Here is a 14,275-nt window from a genome sequence, read left to right on the forward strand (position 1 = left end):
CGGTCCTCACACCCGGGCGGGCCGGGAGGCCGGTGCCGGTCCGGCGGCGGCCGCCGCCCGGGAGCGGCCCCGTCCGGCCATGCGGCAGCCGAGGCAGTCCGGGTGGCCGCCGCGCGCCCCGGTGTCCCTGACGCGCCAGCCCTGGGCCGCCTTCGGACGCAGGCCCGTGGCTTTGCCCCACCCCGCCAGATGGAGTACCCAGCAGACCAGTGCCGCCAGCACGACCACCGCCGCGCCGGCCCACAGGACCGCGGCGGAGGCGGTGACGACGCCCGCCCCCAGCACCGCGCTGCCCAGCACGCCGATGGCCGTGCCGGTCCAGCCGGCCACGGTGTGGCCCAGGTCGTAGTCACCGTGTGCGCTCACGTCGGCTCCTCGGGGTGTGATAGTTCAGCGACCGGTGGCCATCCGGCCAATAACTTACGAGCTAAGTAACTTAGATACTAAGGGGAATCTGCGTGGACGGCAAGAAGCGCCCGGAGGCGACGGCCGGCCAGGCGCTCCAGGCGATGGACCGGATGATCGCGCTGGCACAGTTCGGGCAGCACGACATCGCCGGGCGGCTCGGCCTCAACACCACCGACCTGACCTGCCTCGGCTTCGTGATGGAGGCGGCCCTGTCCGGGCAGCCGCTGGCCGCAGGCGAGCTCGCCGAGCGGGCGCGGCTGACGACCGGCGGGGTGACGGGCGTGCTCAACCGGCTGGAGAAGGCCGGTTTCGCGAGGCGGCAGCCCGTCCCGGGCGACCGGCGCAGGGTGCACGTCGTGATGGAGGAGTCGGCGCAGGAACGCGTCCTCGCGGTGTACGGCCCGTTCTACGCCCGCCTGGGCACCCTGTTCGCCGACTACGGGCCCGACGAGATCGCCGTACTCGCCGACTGGTTCGGCCGCGCCCGGGCCGCCATGCAGGAGTCGCTGGACGAGATCAGGGCCGGCGAGGGCGGCCCGGGGCCGGGCGCCTGAGAGGACCGCCCCGCGGCCCCTTCGGCATCGCCGGCCCGGCGGGCGGACCGGCCGGAGAAAGCGGTGAGCGGGGCCGGGCCTCCTCGCATCCGAAGGCCAGGACCTTCACGAGCACCTCAGGCATCGCGCCGGCGCGCGTGAGCAGCGGAAAGAAGCCCTCACCCCCCTCCGCCACCCCGGCCCGCGGCCCCGTCGCCGACGGGCCGACGCCTCAGGCGGCGGCTGCCGCGAACGCGCCGCGCGCGAGCCGGTGCAGCAGGGCCGCGGTCGCCGCGCGGTCCGGGAGGGCCTCCGGGCGGGTCAGGTGGGGCGTGGAGTTCAGCAGCCCGAACACCGCGTGGACGGTGACCCGGGCCTCGCTCTCCGCGAGCCCCGGGTAGAGGGCGCGCACGGTCTCCACCCAGACCTCGACATACTGCCGCTGGAGCTGGCGCACGCGCTTGCGGTCGGTGTCGCGCAGCCGGTCCAGCTCGCGGTCGTGGAGGGTGATCAGGGGCCGGTCGTCCAGCGCGAAGTCGATGTGGCCCTCGATGAGCGCGTCCAGCAGCGCCTCGGGCGAGCTCCCCCGGGATGCCCCGTCCTCCGTGACGCGCAGCCGCCCGCCCGCCAGCAGACGCTCGCTGATGCCGACGAGGAGCTCGGCGAGCATGGCGTCCTTGCCCGGGAAGTGCCGGTAGAGGCCGGGCCCGCTGATGCCGACCGCCGCCCCTATCTCGTCGACCCCGACACCGTGGAAGCCGCGCTCGGCGAAGAGGCGGGCGGCCTCCCGGAGGATCTGCTCGCGGCGGGTGGGAGCCGCGACTCGGGCGGCGGCATGGGTGCTCATGAGGATTCATTCTAGACAGGCGGGTTAGCGCTCGTTAACCTGAGCGCAATGCGTTAACGCTCATTAACTCTCATCCGACTACTGCGGTACGGGCAAGGGGGCTCGACAGGATGCAGCAGGCACCGGTCCTGGTGAGTGCGGCCGATCCCGCCTCGGAGGCCTGGCAGGCCAACGAGGCGGCGCATCACGCGCTCGCCGAGGAGCTGCGCACGCGGCTCGCGACGGCACGGCTGGGCGGGGGTGAGAAGGCCCGCGCCCGGCATGTGGCACGCGGCAAGCTGCTGCCCCGGGAGCGGGTGGACGCGCTGCTCGACCCCGGCTCGCCCTTCCTGGAGCTGGCCCCGCTGGCGGCCGAGGGGCTGTACGGCGGCGCCGCGCCGGCGGCCGGTGTGATCGCCGGGATCGGACGGGTCAGCGGCCGCGAGTGCGTGATCGTCGCCAACGACGCCACCGTCAAGGGCGGCACGTACTACCCGATGACGGTGAAGAAGCACCTCCGCGCCCAGGAGGTGGCCCTCGACAACCGGCTGCCGTGCCTGTACCTCGTGGACTCCGGCGGCGCGTTCCTGCCCATGCAGGACGAGGTGTTCCCCGACCGGGACCACTTCGGGCGGATCTTCTACAACCAGGCGCGGATGTCGGGCGCCGGCATCCCCCAGATCGCGGCGGTCCTCGGTTCCTGCACGGCAGGCGGCGCCTACGTGCCGGCCATGAGCGACGAGGCCGTCATCGTCCGGAACCAGGGCACGATCTTCCTGGGCGGCCCGCCGCTCGTGAAGGCCGCCACCGGTGAGGTCGTGACGGCGGAGGAGCTCGGCGGCGGCGAGGTCCACTCCCGCACGTCCGGGGTCACCGACCACCTCGCCGAGGACGACGCGCACGCGCTGCGGATCGTGCGGAACATCGTCGCGACACTCCCGGAGCGCGGACCGCTCCCCTGGTCCGTGGAGCCCGCCGAGGAGCCCAAGGCCGACCCGGCCGGGCTGTACGGCGCGGTGCCGGTCGACTCGCGCACCCCGTACGACGTCCGCGAGGTCATCGCCCGGGTCGTGGACGGCTCGCGCTTCGCCGAGTTCAAGGCGGAGTACGGCCAGACGCTGATCACCGGCTTCGCCCGCATCCACGGCCACCCGGTCGGGATCGTCGCGAACAACGGCATCCTGTTCGCGGAGTCCGCCCAGAAGGGCGCCCACTTCATCGAGCTGTGCGACCAGCGCGGCATCCCGCTGGTGTTCCTGCAGAACATCTCCGGCTTCATGGTCGGCAAGGACTACGAGGCCGGCGGCATCGCCAAGCACGGCGCCAAGATGGTCACGGCCGTCGCGTGCACCCGGGTGCCGAAGCTGACCGTCGTCGTCGGCGGTTCCTACGGCGCGGGCAACTACTCCATGTGCGGCCGGGCCTATTCGCCGCGCTTCCTGTGGATGTGGCCCAACGCCAAGATCTCCGTCATGGGCGGCGAGCAGGCCGCGTCCGTGCTGGCCACCGTGAAGCGGGACCAGATCGAGGGGCGCGGCGAGGAGTGGCCCGCCGAGGACGAGGAGGCCTTCAAGGATCCGGTCCGCGCGCAGTACGAGCAGCAGGGCAACGCCTACTACGCCACGGCCCGCCTCTGGGACGACGGTGTCATCGACCCGACGGAGACCCGGCAGGTGCTGGGTCTGGCCCTGACCGCGTGTGCCAACGCCCCGCTGGCCGAGCCCAGTTTCGGCGTCTTCCGGATGTGATGTGAGGACTTCCATGTTCAGCACTGTTCTGGTCGCCAACCGTGGCGAGATCGCGGTCCGGGTCATCCGGACCCTGCGCGAGCTCGGCGTACGGTCGGTCGCCGTCTTCAGCGACGCCGATGCCGACGCCCGCCACGTGCGGGAGGCCGACACGGCGGTGCGGATCGGCCCCGCACCCGCGGCCGAGAGCTATCTGTCGGTGGAGCGGCTGCTGGACGCCGCCCGCCGCACGGGCGCCGAGGCCGTCCACCCGGGCTACGGCTTCCTCGCGGAGAACGCCGGCTTCGCCCGCGCCTGCGCCGAGGCCGGGCTCGTCTTCATCGGTCCGCCCGCTTCGGCGATCTCGCTGATGGGCGACAAGATCCGCGCCAAGGAGACCGTCGCGGCGGCGGGCGTCCCGGTGGTTCCCGGGTCGTCGGGCAGTGGACTGACCGACGATCAACTTGCCGATTCGGCCCGGGAGATCGGCATGCCGGTCCTGCTGAAGCCGTCGGCGGGCGGCGGTGGCAAGGGCATGCGGCTGGTGCGCGACGCGTCCCTGCTGGCGGACGAGATCGCGGCGGCCCGGCGTGAGGCGCGGGCCTCGTTCGGTGACGACACACTGCTGGTGGAGCGGTGGATCGACCGGCCGCGCCACATCGAGATCCAGGTGCTCGCCGACGGTCACGGCACCGTGGTCCACCTCGGCGAACGCGAGTGCTCGCTCCAGCGCCGCCACCAGAAGATCATCGAGGAGGCGCCCTCGGTCCTGCTGGACGAGAGGACCCGGGCGGCGATGGGCGAGGCGGCCGTCCAGGCGGCCCGGTCGTGCGGCTATGTCGGCGCGGGGACGGTGGAGTTCATCGTCCCGGGCAGCGACCCGGCCTCGTACTACTTCATGGAGATGAACACCCGCCTCCAGGTCGAACACCCCGTCACCGAGCTGATCACGGGGCTCGACCTGGTGGAGTGGCAGCTGCGGGTGGCCGCGGGCGAGCGCCTTCCGTACGCGCAGGACGACATCACCCTGACCGGGCACGCCGTCGAGGCCCGGGTCTGCGCGGAGGACCCGGCGCGCGGCTTCCTGCCGTCCGGTGGCACGGTGCTGGCGCTGCACGAACCGCAGGGCGACGGGACGCGGACCGACTCGGGGCTCAGCGAGGGCGTCCCGGTCGGCAGCACCTACGACCCGATGCTCTCCAAGGTCATCGCCTACGGCCCCGACCGCGCCACCGCGCTGCGCAGGCTGCGCGCCGCGCTGGCGGACACGGTGGTGCTCGGCGTCCCGACGAACGCGGGCTTCCTGCGGCGTCTGCTGGCCCATCCGGCGGTCGCCGCGGGCGAGCTGGACACCGGGCTCGTGGAGCGCGAGGCGGACGGCCTCGTCCCGGACGGTGTGCCGGAGGAGGTGTACGCGGCGGCGGCGCTGCTGCGGCAGACCCCGCCGCCCTCGACGGGCTGGACCGACCCCTTCTCGGTGCCCAGCGGCTGGCGGCTGGGCGGTACGCCCGCCGAAACCTTCCACCACTTCCGGGTACCGGGCCACGAGCCGGTACGGGTGGGCCTGCGCACGCAGGCCCGGGAGGGCGTCCGCCTGACGTTCGGTCACGCGGGCGACCGCGAGGGCACGCCGGACACCTGCGGTCCCGTTCCTCCGCCGGTCCCCACGGCCCAGGCCCGGCTCGTCGAGCGGTCCGGGCACCGGGTCGTCGTCGAGTCCGACGGGCTGACCCACGTGTTCAGCTGTGTGTCCGCCCCGGACGGGATCTGGCTCGGCCGGGACGGGGACACCTGGCACGTCCAGGACCACGACCCGGTCGAGGCGTCCCTGGGCGGCGCCGCCCGCTCCGGCGCGGACACACTGGCCGCGCCCATGCCCGGGACCGTCACGGTGGTGAAGGTGGCCGTCGGCGACGAGGTGGCCGCCGGGCAGAGTCTGCTGGTCGTGGAGGCGATGAAGATGGAGCACGTCATCTCCGCGCCGCACGCCGGGACCGTCACCGAGCTGGACGTCGTCGCGGGCGCCACCGTCGCCATGGACCAGATCCTGGCCGTGGTCGCCCCGAAGGAGGAGTCGTGACCGGCACCGGATTGCCCATGACGGTGCCGGCCCCCGGGCTGCCGCCCCGGGTCCGCATCCACGAGGTCGGCGCGCGCGACGGCCTGCAGAACGAGATGTCCGTCGTACCGACCGAGGTGAAGGCGGAGTTCGTCCACCGGCTCGCGGCGGCGGGGCTCTCCACGATCGAGGCGACCAGCTTCGTCCACCCGAAGTGGGTGCCTCAGCTCGCCGACGCCGAGCAGCTGTTCCCGATGCTCGGCGACGTGGACGCCGCGCTTCCCGTCCTCGTGCCGAACGAGCGCGGACTGGACCGCGCGCTCGCCCTCGGCGCGCGCCGGGTCGCCGTGTTCGGTTCGGCGACGGAGACGTTCGCCGCCCGCAACCTCAACCGCACGGTGGACGAGTCACTGGCCATGTTCGAGCCCGTCGTCGCCCGGGCGCGCGAGGCCGGCGGGCATGTGCGGGGCTATCTGTCGATGTGCTTCGGGGACCCGTGGGAGGGCGCCGTGCCCGTCGCGCAGGTCGTCCGCGTCGCGAAGGCCCTCATGGACCTGGGCTGCGACGAACTGTCCCTCGGCGACACGATCGGCGTCGCCACTCCCGGCCATGTGGTGGCGCTGCTGGCCGCGTTGAACGAGGCGGGGGTGTCCACCGGCACGATCGGGGTGCACTTCCACGACACGTACGGCCAGGCGCTGTCCAACACCCTGGCCGCGCTCCAGCACGGGGTGACCACGGTCGACGCCTCGGCGGGCGGCCTGGGCGGCTGCCCCTACGCGAAGAGCGCCACCGGCAATCTCGCCACCGAGGACCTCGTGTGGATGCTCGACGGCCTCGGTGTGGACACCGGGGTCGATCTCGGCGCACTCACCGCCACAAGCGTGTGGATGGCCGAACAACTGGGCCGCCCGAGCCCGTCCCGTACCGTCCGCGCGCTGTCCCACAAGGAGTGAAGCCCCCATGTCCCTTGACCACCGGCTGACCGCCGAGCACGAGGAACTCCGCCGTACCGTCGAGGAGTTCGCACACGATGTGATCGCCCCGAAGATCGGCGACTTCTACGAGCGCCACGAGTTCCCGTACGAGATCGTGCGCGAGATGGGCCGCATGGGCCTGTTCGGCCTGCCGTTCCCGGAGGAGTACGGCGGCATGGGCGGCGACTACCTCGCCCTCGGGATCGCTCTGGAGGAGCTGGCCCGGGTCGACTCGTCCGTGGCCATCACGCTGGAGGCGGGGGTGTCGCTGGGCGCCATGCCCGTCTACCGCTTCGGCACCGAGGAGCAGAAGCAGCGGTGGCTGCCGAGGCTCTGCTCCGGCGAGGCGCTCGGCGCGTTCGGGCTGACGGAGCCGGACGGCGGCTCGGACGCGGGCGGCACGCGCACGACCGCCGTGCTGGACGAGGCGGCCGGTGAGTGGGTGATCAACGGTTCCAAGTGCTTCATCACCAACTCCGGTACGGACATCACCGAACTGGTGACGGTCACGGCGGTCACCGGCCGCAAGGAGAACGGCGCCCCGCTCATCTCCTCCATCATCGTGCCGTCCGGCACCCCGGGCTTCACGGTCGCCGCCCCGTACTCGAAGGTCGGGTGGAACGCCTCGGACACGCGCGAGCTGTCGTTCGCCGACGTGCGCGTGCCGGCGGCGAACCTGCTGGGCGAGGAGGGCCGCGGGTACGCCCAGTTCCTGCGGATCCTGGACGAGGGCCGGATCGCCATCTCGGCGCTGTCGACGGGTCTGGCCCAGGGCTGTGTGGACGAGTCGGTGAAGTACGCGAAGGAGCGGCACGCCTTCGGCAAGCCGATCGGCTCCAACCAGGCCATCCAGTTCAAGATCGCCGACATGGAGACGCGGGCGCACATGGCCCGGATCGGCTGGCGCGACGCGGCCTCGCGGCTGCTGGCGGGCGAGCCGTTCAAGAAGGAGGCGGCGATCGCGAAGCTGTACTCCTCGACCGTCGCGGTGGACAACGCCCGCGAGGCCACGCAGATCCACGGCGGCTACGGCTTCATGAACGAGTACCCGGTGGCCCGCATGTGGCGCGACTCCAAGATCCTGGAGATCGGGGAGGGCACGAGCGAGGTCCAGCGCATGCTGATCGCCCGGGAGCTGGGCATGGGCGCCTGAGCGAAGGGCTCCCACGGGCCCGCCGGCGACCACGAGCCGCCCTCCCGGCCGACGGGAGGGCGGCTTCGCCTTGCCCCGGCCACATCCGGTGTGTGAGGTTAGGCTAGCCTTCCTTTGAATCGTCAGCGGGCGCCCTCGGCGCGTACGAAAGCAGACCCACTCATGCCCAACCTCCGGACCAGCTCACTCTCCCGCCGCGGCCTGCTGGCCGCCGGTGGTGCCGTAGGCCTCGGTGCCGCCCTCGCAGCCTGCGGGGACGGTGACTCGAAGGGCTCCGGCTCGGGTTCGGCCGCGGAGAAATCCGGCCCGTGGACCTTCAAGGACGACCGCGGCCGGAGCGCCGAGGCGAAGACGACGCCGAAGAACATAGTGGCGTTCATCGGCGTCGCCGCGGCGCTCCACGACTACGGCGTCGAGGTGAAGGGCGTCTTCGGCCCGACGAAGACCGCCGACGGCAAGCCCGACGTGCAGGCCGGCGACCTCGACATCACCAAGGTCGAGGTGCTGGGCAACGTCTGGGGCGAGTTCAACGTCGAGAAGTACGCCGGCCTCGCACCGGAGCTCCTGGTCACCGCCATGTGGGAGAAGGACGCCCTCTGGTACGTGCCGGACGAGTCCAAGGACAAGATCCTCAAGCTGGCCCCCAGTGTCGCCCTCTGGGCCGCGCAGACCACGGTCCCCAAGGCGATCCAGCGCCACGAGGACCTCGCCGCGTCCCTGGGCGCCGACGTGAAGGCCAAGAAGGTCACCGACGCGAAGGCGGCCTTCGAGAAGGCTGCCGCCCGGCTGCGCGCCGCCGCCAAGTCCCAGCCGAACATCAAGGTGCTGGTCGGCTCGGCCAGCCAGGACCTCTTCTACGTCTCGCTCGCCAAGATGTCCGCCGACACCCTGTACTTCCAGGAGCTCGGCGTGAAGTTCGTCGAGCCGAAGGTCAACAAGGCGGGCTTCTTCGAGGAGCTGAGCTGGGAGAACGTCGACAAGTACGAGGCGGACATCATCATGATGGACAACCGCTCCTCGGCCCTGCAGCCCGACGCCCTGACCTCCAAGCCGACCTGGGCCCAGCTGCCCGCCGTGAAGGCCGGACAGGTCATCCCGCGCACGACCGAGCCCATCTACTCGTACGCCAAGTGCACCCCGATCCTCGACGCCCTCGCCGAGGCGATCGAGAAGGCCAAGAAGGTCGACTGACCTGGCACCCCTGCACCTGACGCGACGGCCCGGCCCGGATCCACTCCGGACCGGGCCGTCGTGCGTCGGAGGCCCGGACCGCGTGGGAACGGGCGGCCCAGGGAGGAAGGCGGCGCGGTTCTCCGCGTGACGCCTCCGCGCCGGTTATGGGGTTCTTGTGACGGTTCCCCAGGAGGGTGCAGGCGGTCAGGTTTATTAGGTTAGGCTTACCTAACCTAATCACGGCCTTCCCTCCCCCCCACCCCCGGAGGGCCGCGACGATGCCCCACATCCGGGAGGCCCCCCACCATGCGTTCCCATCTGCTCGACCACACGACCGCGGAGGACTACCGTCGCTCCGTCACCGCGGGGGTGGACCGGGTCGCGTCCGAACTAGCCGCTGTGCAGCAGCCGTTCAGCGGCGTGAGCGCGGACGCGCTCGCCCCCGCCGTCGACGCCGTCGACCTCGACCGGCCGCTCGGCGACACCTCCGCCGCCCTGGACGAACTCCGCGAGGTCTACCTCCGCGACGCCGTCTGGTTCCACCACCCCCGCTACCTCGCCCACCTCAACTGCCCCGTGGTCATCCCCGCGGTCGTCGGAGAGGCCGTGCTCACCGCCGTCAACTCCTCCCTGGACACCTGGGACCAGAGCGCCGGCGCCACACTCATCGAGCGCAGGCTGATCGACTGGACGGCCGGCCGCCTCGGCCTCGGCCCCGCGGCGGACGGCGTCTTCACCAGCGGCGGCACCCAGTCCAACCTGCAGGCGCTCCTGCTGGCCCGGGAGGAGGCCAAGGTCCGCCCGGGCCAGTACTCCCGGCTGCGGATCCTCACCTCCGAGTGCAGCCACTTCAGCGTGCAGAAGTCGGCGAAACTCCTCGGCCTGGGGCCGGACGCCGTCGTGTCCGTCCCCGTCGACCGCGACAGGCGCATGCGCGCCGACGCCCTGGAGTCGGCCCTCGAACGCTGCGTCGCGGACGGCGCCGTGCCGATGGCGGTCGTCGCCACGGCCGGCACCACGGACTTCGGCTCCATCGACCCGATGCCCGGGATCGCCGCACTCTGCGAGCGGTACTCCGCCTGGATGCACGTCGACGCGGCCTACGGCTGCGGGCTGCTCGCCTCGCCCACCCGGCGCGGACTGCTCGACGGCATCGAGCGCGCCGATTCGGTGACCGTCGACTACCACAAGTCCTTCTTCCAGCCGGTGAGTTCGTCGGCCGTGCTGGTCAGGGACCGGGCCACCCTGCGTCACGTGACGTACCACGCGGAGTACCTCAACCCGGAGCGGGCCGTCCGGGAGCGCATCCCCAACCAGGTGGACAAGTCCCTTCAGACCACCCGCAGGTTCGACGCCCTCAAGCTGTGGATGACGCTGCGCACCATGGGCGCGGACGGCGTCGGGGAGCTCTTCGACGAGGTCTGCGACCTGGCCGGGGAGGGCTGGCGCCTGCTCGCCGCCGATCCGCGCTACGACGTGGTGGTCGAGCCCCAGCTGTCCACCCTGGTGTTCCGCTACGTCCCCGCGCACGTCACGGCGCCCGCCGACATCGACCGGGCCAACCTCCACGCCCGCAAGGCGCTCTTCGCATCGGGCGAGGCCGTGGTCGCCGGCACGAAGGTCGCAGGCCGCCACTACCTGAAGTTCACCCTGCTCAACCCGGGAACCACCGCGGCCGACATCGCCGCCGTCCTCGACCTGATCGCCGGCCACGCCGAGCAGTACCTGGGAGGGCCCCTTGACCGCGCTGCCTGACCCTTCCGAGGCTCCGTACGACTTCGTCGGGATCGGGCTCGGCCCGTTCAACCTCGGACTCGCGTGCCTCACCGAGCCGATCGGTGAACTGAGCGGGGTGTTCCTGGAGTCCAAGCCGGATTTCGAGTGGCACTCGGGGATGTTCCTCGAAGGAGCCCACCTCCAGACGCCGTTCATGTCGGACCTGGTGACGATGGCCGATCCGGCGTCCCCGTACTCCTTCCTGCAGTACCTGAAGGAGCGCGGCAGGCTCTACTCGTTCTACATCCGGGAGAACTTCTACCCGCTGCGCACGGAGTACGACGACTACTGCCGGTGGGCCGCCGCACGACTGAGCAGTATCAGGTTCAACCAAACCGTTCAGTCGGTTACCCACGACGAGGGCGACGGCCTCTACACCGTCCGCACGGCGGACGGCGCCTTCCGCGCCCGTCACCTCGTCCTGGGCACCGGCACACCGCCGCACATCCCGGCGGCGTGCGAGGGGCTGGGCGGGGACCTCCTGCACAACTCCCGCTACCTGCAAGCGAAGCCGGCTCTCCAGGCGAAGAAGTCCATCACCCTGGTGGGCAGCGGGCAGAGCGCGGCCGAGATCTACCACGACCTGCTCTCCGAGATCGACGTGCACGGCTACCGGCTGAACTGGGTGACGCGCTCCCCGCGCTTCTTCCCGCTGGAGTACACGAAACTCACGCTCGAGATGACCTCGCCGGACTACGTCGACTACTTCCACGCCCTGCCCGAGGACACCCGCTACCGGCTGGAGTCCGGCCAGAAGGGCCTTTACAAGGGGATCGACGGCGAGCTGATCGACGCGATCTTCGACCTCCTCTACCGGAAGAACCTGCCGGGCCCCGTGCCCACCCGGCTGCTCACCAACTCCGCGCTGCAGAGGGCGTCCTACGAGGAGTCCACGGGGACGTACACCCTCGGCCTGCGCCAGGAGGAGCGGGGGACGGACTACGAGCTGGACACCGAGGGCCTGATCCTCGCCACCGGCTACCGGTACGAGGTGCCGGCCTTCCTGGAGCCCGTCGCCGACCGCATCCGGTACGACGGCCGGGGCCGGTTCGACGTGGCCCGCAACTACAGCATCGACACCACCGGCCGCGGGATCTTCCTGCAGAACGCCGGCGTGCACACCCACTCGGTCACCTCGCCCGACCTGGGCATGGGCGCCTACCGCAACGCGTACATCATCGGCGAACTGCTCGGCCGGGAGTACTACCCGGTCGAGAAGTCCGTCGCCTTCCAGGAGTTCGCCGCATGACCACCACGAAACAGCCCGGCCCGTTCACGGTCCGCCCCATGGAGACCGCCCCGGCCGGCCCCGGCCACCGGTCGGACGCCGAGGTGGTGCACGGCTGGGTCACCCACCCCAGGTCGGCGTACTGGATGATGGGCGACGCGCGGCTGGAGGACGTCGAGCGGGAGTACGCGGCGATAGCCGCCCACCCGCACCACCACGCCTACATCGGGCTGCGGGACGGGGAGCCCGCCTTCCTCATGGAGCGCTACGACCCCACTCACGTCGAGCTCCGGGGGCTGTACGAGGCGGAGCCCGGCGACGTCGGCATGCACTTCCTGGTGGCACCGCCCGTGACCCCGGTGCACGGCTACACCCTCGCCGTGATCACCACCGTCATGGAGACGCTCTTCGCCGATCCGGCGGTGCGCAGGGTGGTCGTCGAACCGGACGTCACCAACACCGCCGTGCAGGCACTGAACGAGGCCGTCGGCTTCGAGGCGATCCGGGAGATCGCCAAACCGGAGAAGGACGCGCTGCTCAGCGCGTGCACCCGCGAACAGTTCGCCGCCGCGACCACCGGAGCCCGCCGATGACCCCGCACCCCGCCCACGTCTCCGCGCCCGCCCACGAGGCCGTCGCCCACCTCACCCCGGAGCGCTGGGCCGACGCCTGCCGGCTGCTGATCAGGAAGGCCCTGGCCGAGTTCTCCCACGAGCGGCTGCTGACTCCCGAGCCCCTGGGCGAGGACCGCTACCTCGTGCGGAGCGACGACGGGACGGTCGCGTACTGCTTCACCGCCCGGCGCTTCGCACTGGACCACTGGCAGGTCGACGCCGCGTCGGTGACCCGGCGGCGGCACGGCACCGACCTCCCCCTGGACGCGCTGGAGTTCTTCGTCGAACTGCGGTCCACGCTGGGCCTTTCGGCGGAGATCCTGCCGGTGTACCTGGAGGAGATCTCCTCCACACTGGCCGGAACCGCGTACAAGCTGGCGAAGGAACCGACCACGTCGGCACAGCTCGCCGTGGCCGGTTTCCAGGCCATCGAGACGGGCATGACCGAAGGGCACCCCTGTTTTGTCGCCAACAACGGGCGGCTCGGTTTCGGGGTGGACGAATATCGTGCGTATGCCCCGGAGGCGGCGGCCGGAATCACCCTCGTCTGGCTGGCCGCCCGTCGTGATCACGCCACGTTCACCGCGGGCACCGGCCTCGACTACGCCGGCCTGATCGCCGGCGAGCTGGGCCAGGAGACCCTGGACGGGTTCGCCGCGCGCATGGACGGCCTCGGGCTGGACCTCGACGACTACCTGCTGATCCCGGTCCACCCGTGGCAGTGGTGGAACAAGCTGTCCGTCACCTTCGCCGGCGAGGTGGCACGGCAGCGCCTGGTGTGCCTGGGCGAGGCCGGCGACTCCTATCTCGCCCAGCAGTCGATCCGGACCTTCTTCAACACCGACCACCCCGCCAAGCACTACGTGAAGACGGCGCTGTCCGTGCTGAACATGGGCTTCATGCGGGGGCTGTCGGCCGCGTACATGGAGGCGACACCCGCGATCAACGACTGGCTCGCCGGTCTGATCGAGCGGGACGGGCTGCTGCGCGGAACCGGCTTCTCGATCATCCGCGAGCGCGCGGCCGTCGGCTACCGGCACCGGACCTACGAAACGGCCACCGCCAAGGGGTCCCCGTACCTCAAGATGCTGGCCGCGCTCTGGCGGGAGAGCCCGGTGCCGTCCCTGACCGGGGGCGAACGCCTCGCGACGATGGCCTCGCTGCTCCACGAGGACGGCGAGGGCCGCTCGGTGGCGGCCGCGCTGATCGCCGAGTCGGGGCTGGACCCCGCCGACTGGCTGCGGCGCTACCTGGACGCCTACCTGGTGCCGGTGCTGCACAGCTTCTACGCCTACGACCTGGTGTTCATGCCGCACGGCGAGAACGTGATCCTGGTCGTCGAGGACGGCGTCGTGCGGCGCACGGTGTTCAAGGACATCGCCGAGGAGATCGCGGTCATGGACCCGGACGCGGTGCTGCCGCCCCAGGTCGAGCGGATACGCGCCGAGGTCCCCGAGGACATGAAGCTGCTCTCGGTCCTCACCGACGTCTTCGACTGCTTCCTGCGCTTCCTGGGAGCCGGTCTGGCCACCGAGGGCGTCCTGGACGAGGAGTCCTTCTGGCGGACGGTGGCGGCGTGCGTCCGGGGTTACCAGGAGTCCGTGCCGTATCTCGCGGACAAGTTCGCGCAGTACGACATGTTCACGGCGGAGTTCGCGCTGTCCTGCCTGAACCGGCTCCAGCTGCGCGACAACCAGCAGATGGTGGACCTCGGCGATCCGGCGGGCGCCCTGCAGCTGACCGGCACCCTGCGGAACCCGATCGCGGGGTACTGAGCCCCGTCCCCTCGGTCCCGCGCGTC

General features: G+C 71.5%; 12 protein-coding genes. 10 read left to right on the top strand and 2 right to left on the bottom strand.

Annotated features, from left to right (window positions below):
* Window positions 1–6 precede the first annotated feature (6 nt).
* The gene (locus OHT61_RS11535) at window positions 7–366 is read right to left on the bottom strand and encodes an HGxxPAAW family protein (RefSeq protein ID WP_329037507.1); all 360 of its coding nucleotides are present in this window, start codon (window positions 364–366) and stop codon (window positions 7–9) included.
* Window positions 367–458: 92 nt separating this feature from the next.
* Here OHT61_RS11535 and OHT61_RS11540 point away from each other — a divergent pair, with 92 nt between their 5' ends.
* Complete coding sequence (locus OHT61_RS11540) at window positions 459–962, top strand: MarR family winged helix-turn-helix transcriptional regulator (RefSeq protein WP_329037509.1); 504 nt, start codon at window positions 459–461, stop codon at window positions 960–962.
* A gap of 211 nt (window positions 963–1,173) precedes the next feature.
* On the opposite strand, the gene OHT61_RS11545 is transcribed toward OHT61_RS11540, so the two are convergent.
* A complete protein-coding gene (locus tag OHT61_RS11545; protein ID WP_329037511.1) occupies window positions 1,174–1,788 on the bottom strand; it encodes an SACE_7040 family transcriptional regulator in 615 nt (204 codons plus the stop codon).
* Between the two features lie 110 nt (window positions 1,789–1,898).
* On the opposite strand from OHT61_RS11545, the gene OHT61_RS11550 reads away from it, so the two are divergent.
* From OHT61_RS11550 to OHT61_RS11590, 9 genes are all read left to right on the top strand, one after another.
* A complete protein-coding gene (locus OHT61_RS11550) occupies window positions 1,899–3,515 on the top strand; it encodes a carboxyl transferase domain-containing protein (protein ID WP_329037513.1) in 1,617 nt (538 codons plus the stop codon).
* A 13-nt stretch (window positions 3,516–3,528) separates the two neighbouring features.
* Window positions 3,529–5,574 carry an ATP-binding protein gene (locus tag OHT61_RS11555; RefSeq protein ID WP_329037515.1) on the top strand — a complete coding sequence of 682 codons (2,046 nt, stop codon included), beginning with the start codon at window positions 3,529–3,531 and terminating at the stop codon, window positions 5,572–5,574.
* 17 nt (window positions 5,575–5,591) lie between these two features.
* Window positions 5,592–6,509, top strand: a complete 918-nt coding sequence (locus tag OHT61_RS11560) for a hydroxymethylglutaryl-CoA lyase (protein WP_329043204.1) — start codon at window positions 5,592–5,594, stop codon at window positions 6,507–6,509.
* 7 nt (window positions 6,510–6,516) lie between these two features.
* A complete protein-coding gene (locus OHT61_RS11565) occupies window positions 6,517–7,683 on the top strand; it encodes an acyl-CoA dehydrogenase family protein (RefSeq protein ID WP_329037517.1) in 1,167 nt (388 codons plus the stop codon).
* A 162-nt stretch (window positions 7,684–7,845) separates the two neighbouring features.
* The gene (locus OHT61_RS11570; protein WP_329037518.1) at window positions 7,846–8,874 is read left to right on the top strand and encodes an ABC transporter substrate-binding protein; all 1,029 of its coding nucleotides are present in this window, start codon (window positions 7,846–7,848) and stop codon (window positions 8,872–8,874) included.
* A gap of 288 nt (window positions 8,875–9,162) precedes the next feature.
* On the top strand, window positions 9,163–10,611 hold the full coding sequence (locus OHT61_RS11575) for a pyridoxal phosphate-dependent decarboxylase family protein (RefSeq protein ID WP_329037521.1): 1,449 nt from the start codon (window positions 9,163–9,165) through the stop codon (window positions 10,609–10,611).
* Window positions 10,595–11,881: a lysine N(6)-hydroxylase/L-ornithine N(5)-oxygenase family protein gene (locus OHT61_RS11580; RefSeq protein ID WP_329037522.1), complete on the top strand. Its 1,287-nt coding sequence runs from the start codon at window positions 10,595–10,597 to the stop codon at window positions 11,879–11,881. Before OHT61_RS11575 ends, OHT61_RS11580 begins: the two co-directional genes overlap by 17 nt.
* Window positions 11,878–12,453 carry a GNAT family N-acetyltransferase gene (locus tag OHT61_RS11585; RefSeq protein ID WP_443049405.1) on the top strand — a complete coding sequence of 192 codons (576 nt, stop codon included), beginning with the start codon at window positions 11,878–11,880 and terminating at the stop codon, window positions 12,451–12,453. Before OHT61_RS11580 ends, OHT61_RS11585 begins: the two co-directional genes overlap by 4 nt.
* On the top strand, window positions 12,450–14,249 hold the full coding sequence (locus tag OHT61_RS11590; RefSeq protein ID WP_329037525.1) for an IucA/IucC family protein: 1,800 nt from the start codon (window positions 12,450–12,452) through the stop codon (window positions 14,247–14,249). Before OHT61_RS11585 ends, OHT61_RS11590 begins: the two co-directional genes overlap by 4 nt.
* Window positions 14,250–14,275: the final 26 nt, after the last annotated feature.

Source organism: Streptomyces sp. NBC_00178 (assembly GCF_036206005.1).
Taxonomy (GTDB): Bacteria; Actinomycetota; Actinomycetes; order Streptomycetales; family Streptomycetaceae; genus Streptomyces.

What these genes read in the sequence shown, in the direction of transcription:
- OHT61_RS11575 (WP_329037521.1), top strand. Translation starts at nt 9,163, where the DNA reads ATGCGTTCCCATCTGCTCGACCACACGACCGCGGAGGACTACCGTCGC.
- OHT61_RS11560 (WP_329043204.1), top strand. Translation starts at nt 5,592, where the DNA reads ATGACGGTGCCGGCCCCCGGGCTGCCGCCCCGGGTCCGCATCCACGAG.
- OHT61_RS11565 (WP_329037517.1), top strand. Translation starts at nt 6,517, where the DNA reads ATGTCCCTTGACCACCGGCTGACCGCCGAGCACGAGGAACTCCGCCGT.
- OHT61_RS11550 (WP_329037513.1), top strand. Translation starts at nt 1,899, where the DNA reads ATGCAGCAGGCACCGGTCCTGGTGAGTGCGGCCGATCCCGCCTCGGAG.
- OHT61_RS11585 (WP_443049405.1), top strand. Translation starts at nt 11,878, where the DNA reads ATGACCACCACGAAACAGCCCGGCCCGTTCACGGTCCGCCCCATGGAG.
- OHT61_RS11570 (WP_329037518.1), top strand. Translation starts at nt 7,846, where the DNA reads ATGCCCAACCTCCGGACCAGCTCACTCTCCCGCCGCGGCCTGCTGGCC.
- OHT61_RS11545 (WP_329037511.1), bottom strand. Translation starts at nt 1,788, where the DNA reads ATGAGCACCCATGCCGCCGCCCGAGTCGCGGCTCCCACCCGCCGCGAG.
- OHT61_RS11555 (WP_329037515.1), top strand. Translation starts at nt 3,529, where the DNA reads ATGTTCAGCACTGTTCTGGTCGCCAACCGTGGCGAGATCGCGGTCCGG.
- OHT61_RS11590 (WP_329037525.1), top strand. Translation starts at nt 12,450, where the DNA reads ATGACCCCGCACCCCGCCCACGTCTCCGCGCCCGCCCACGAGGCCGTC.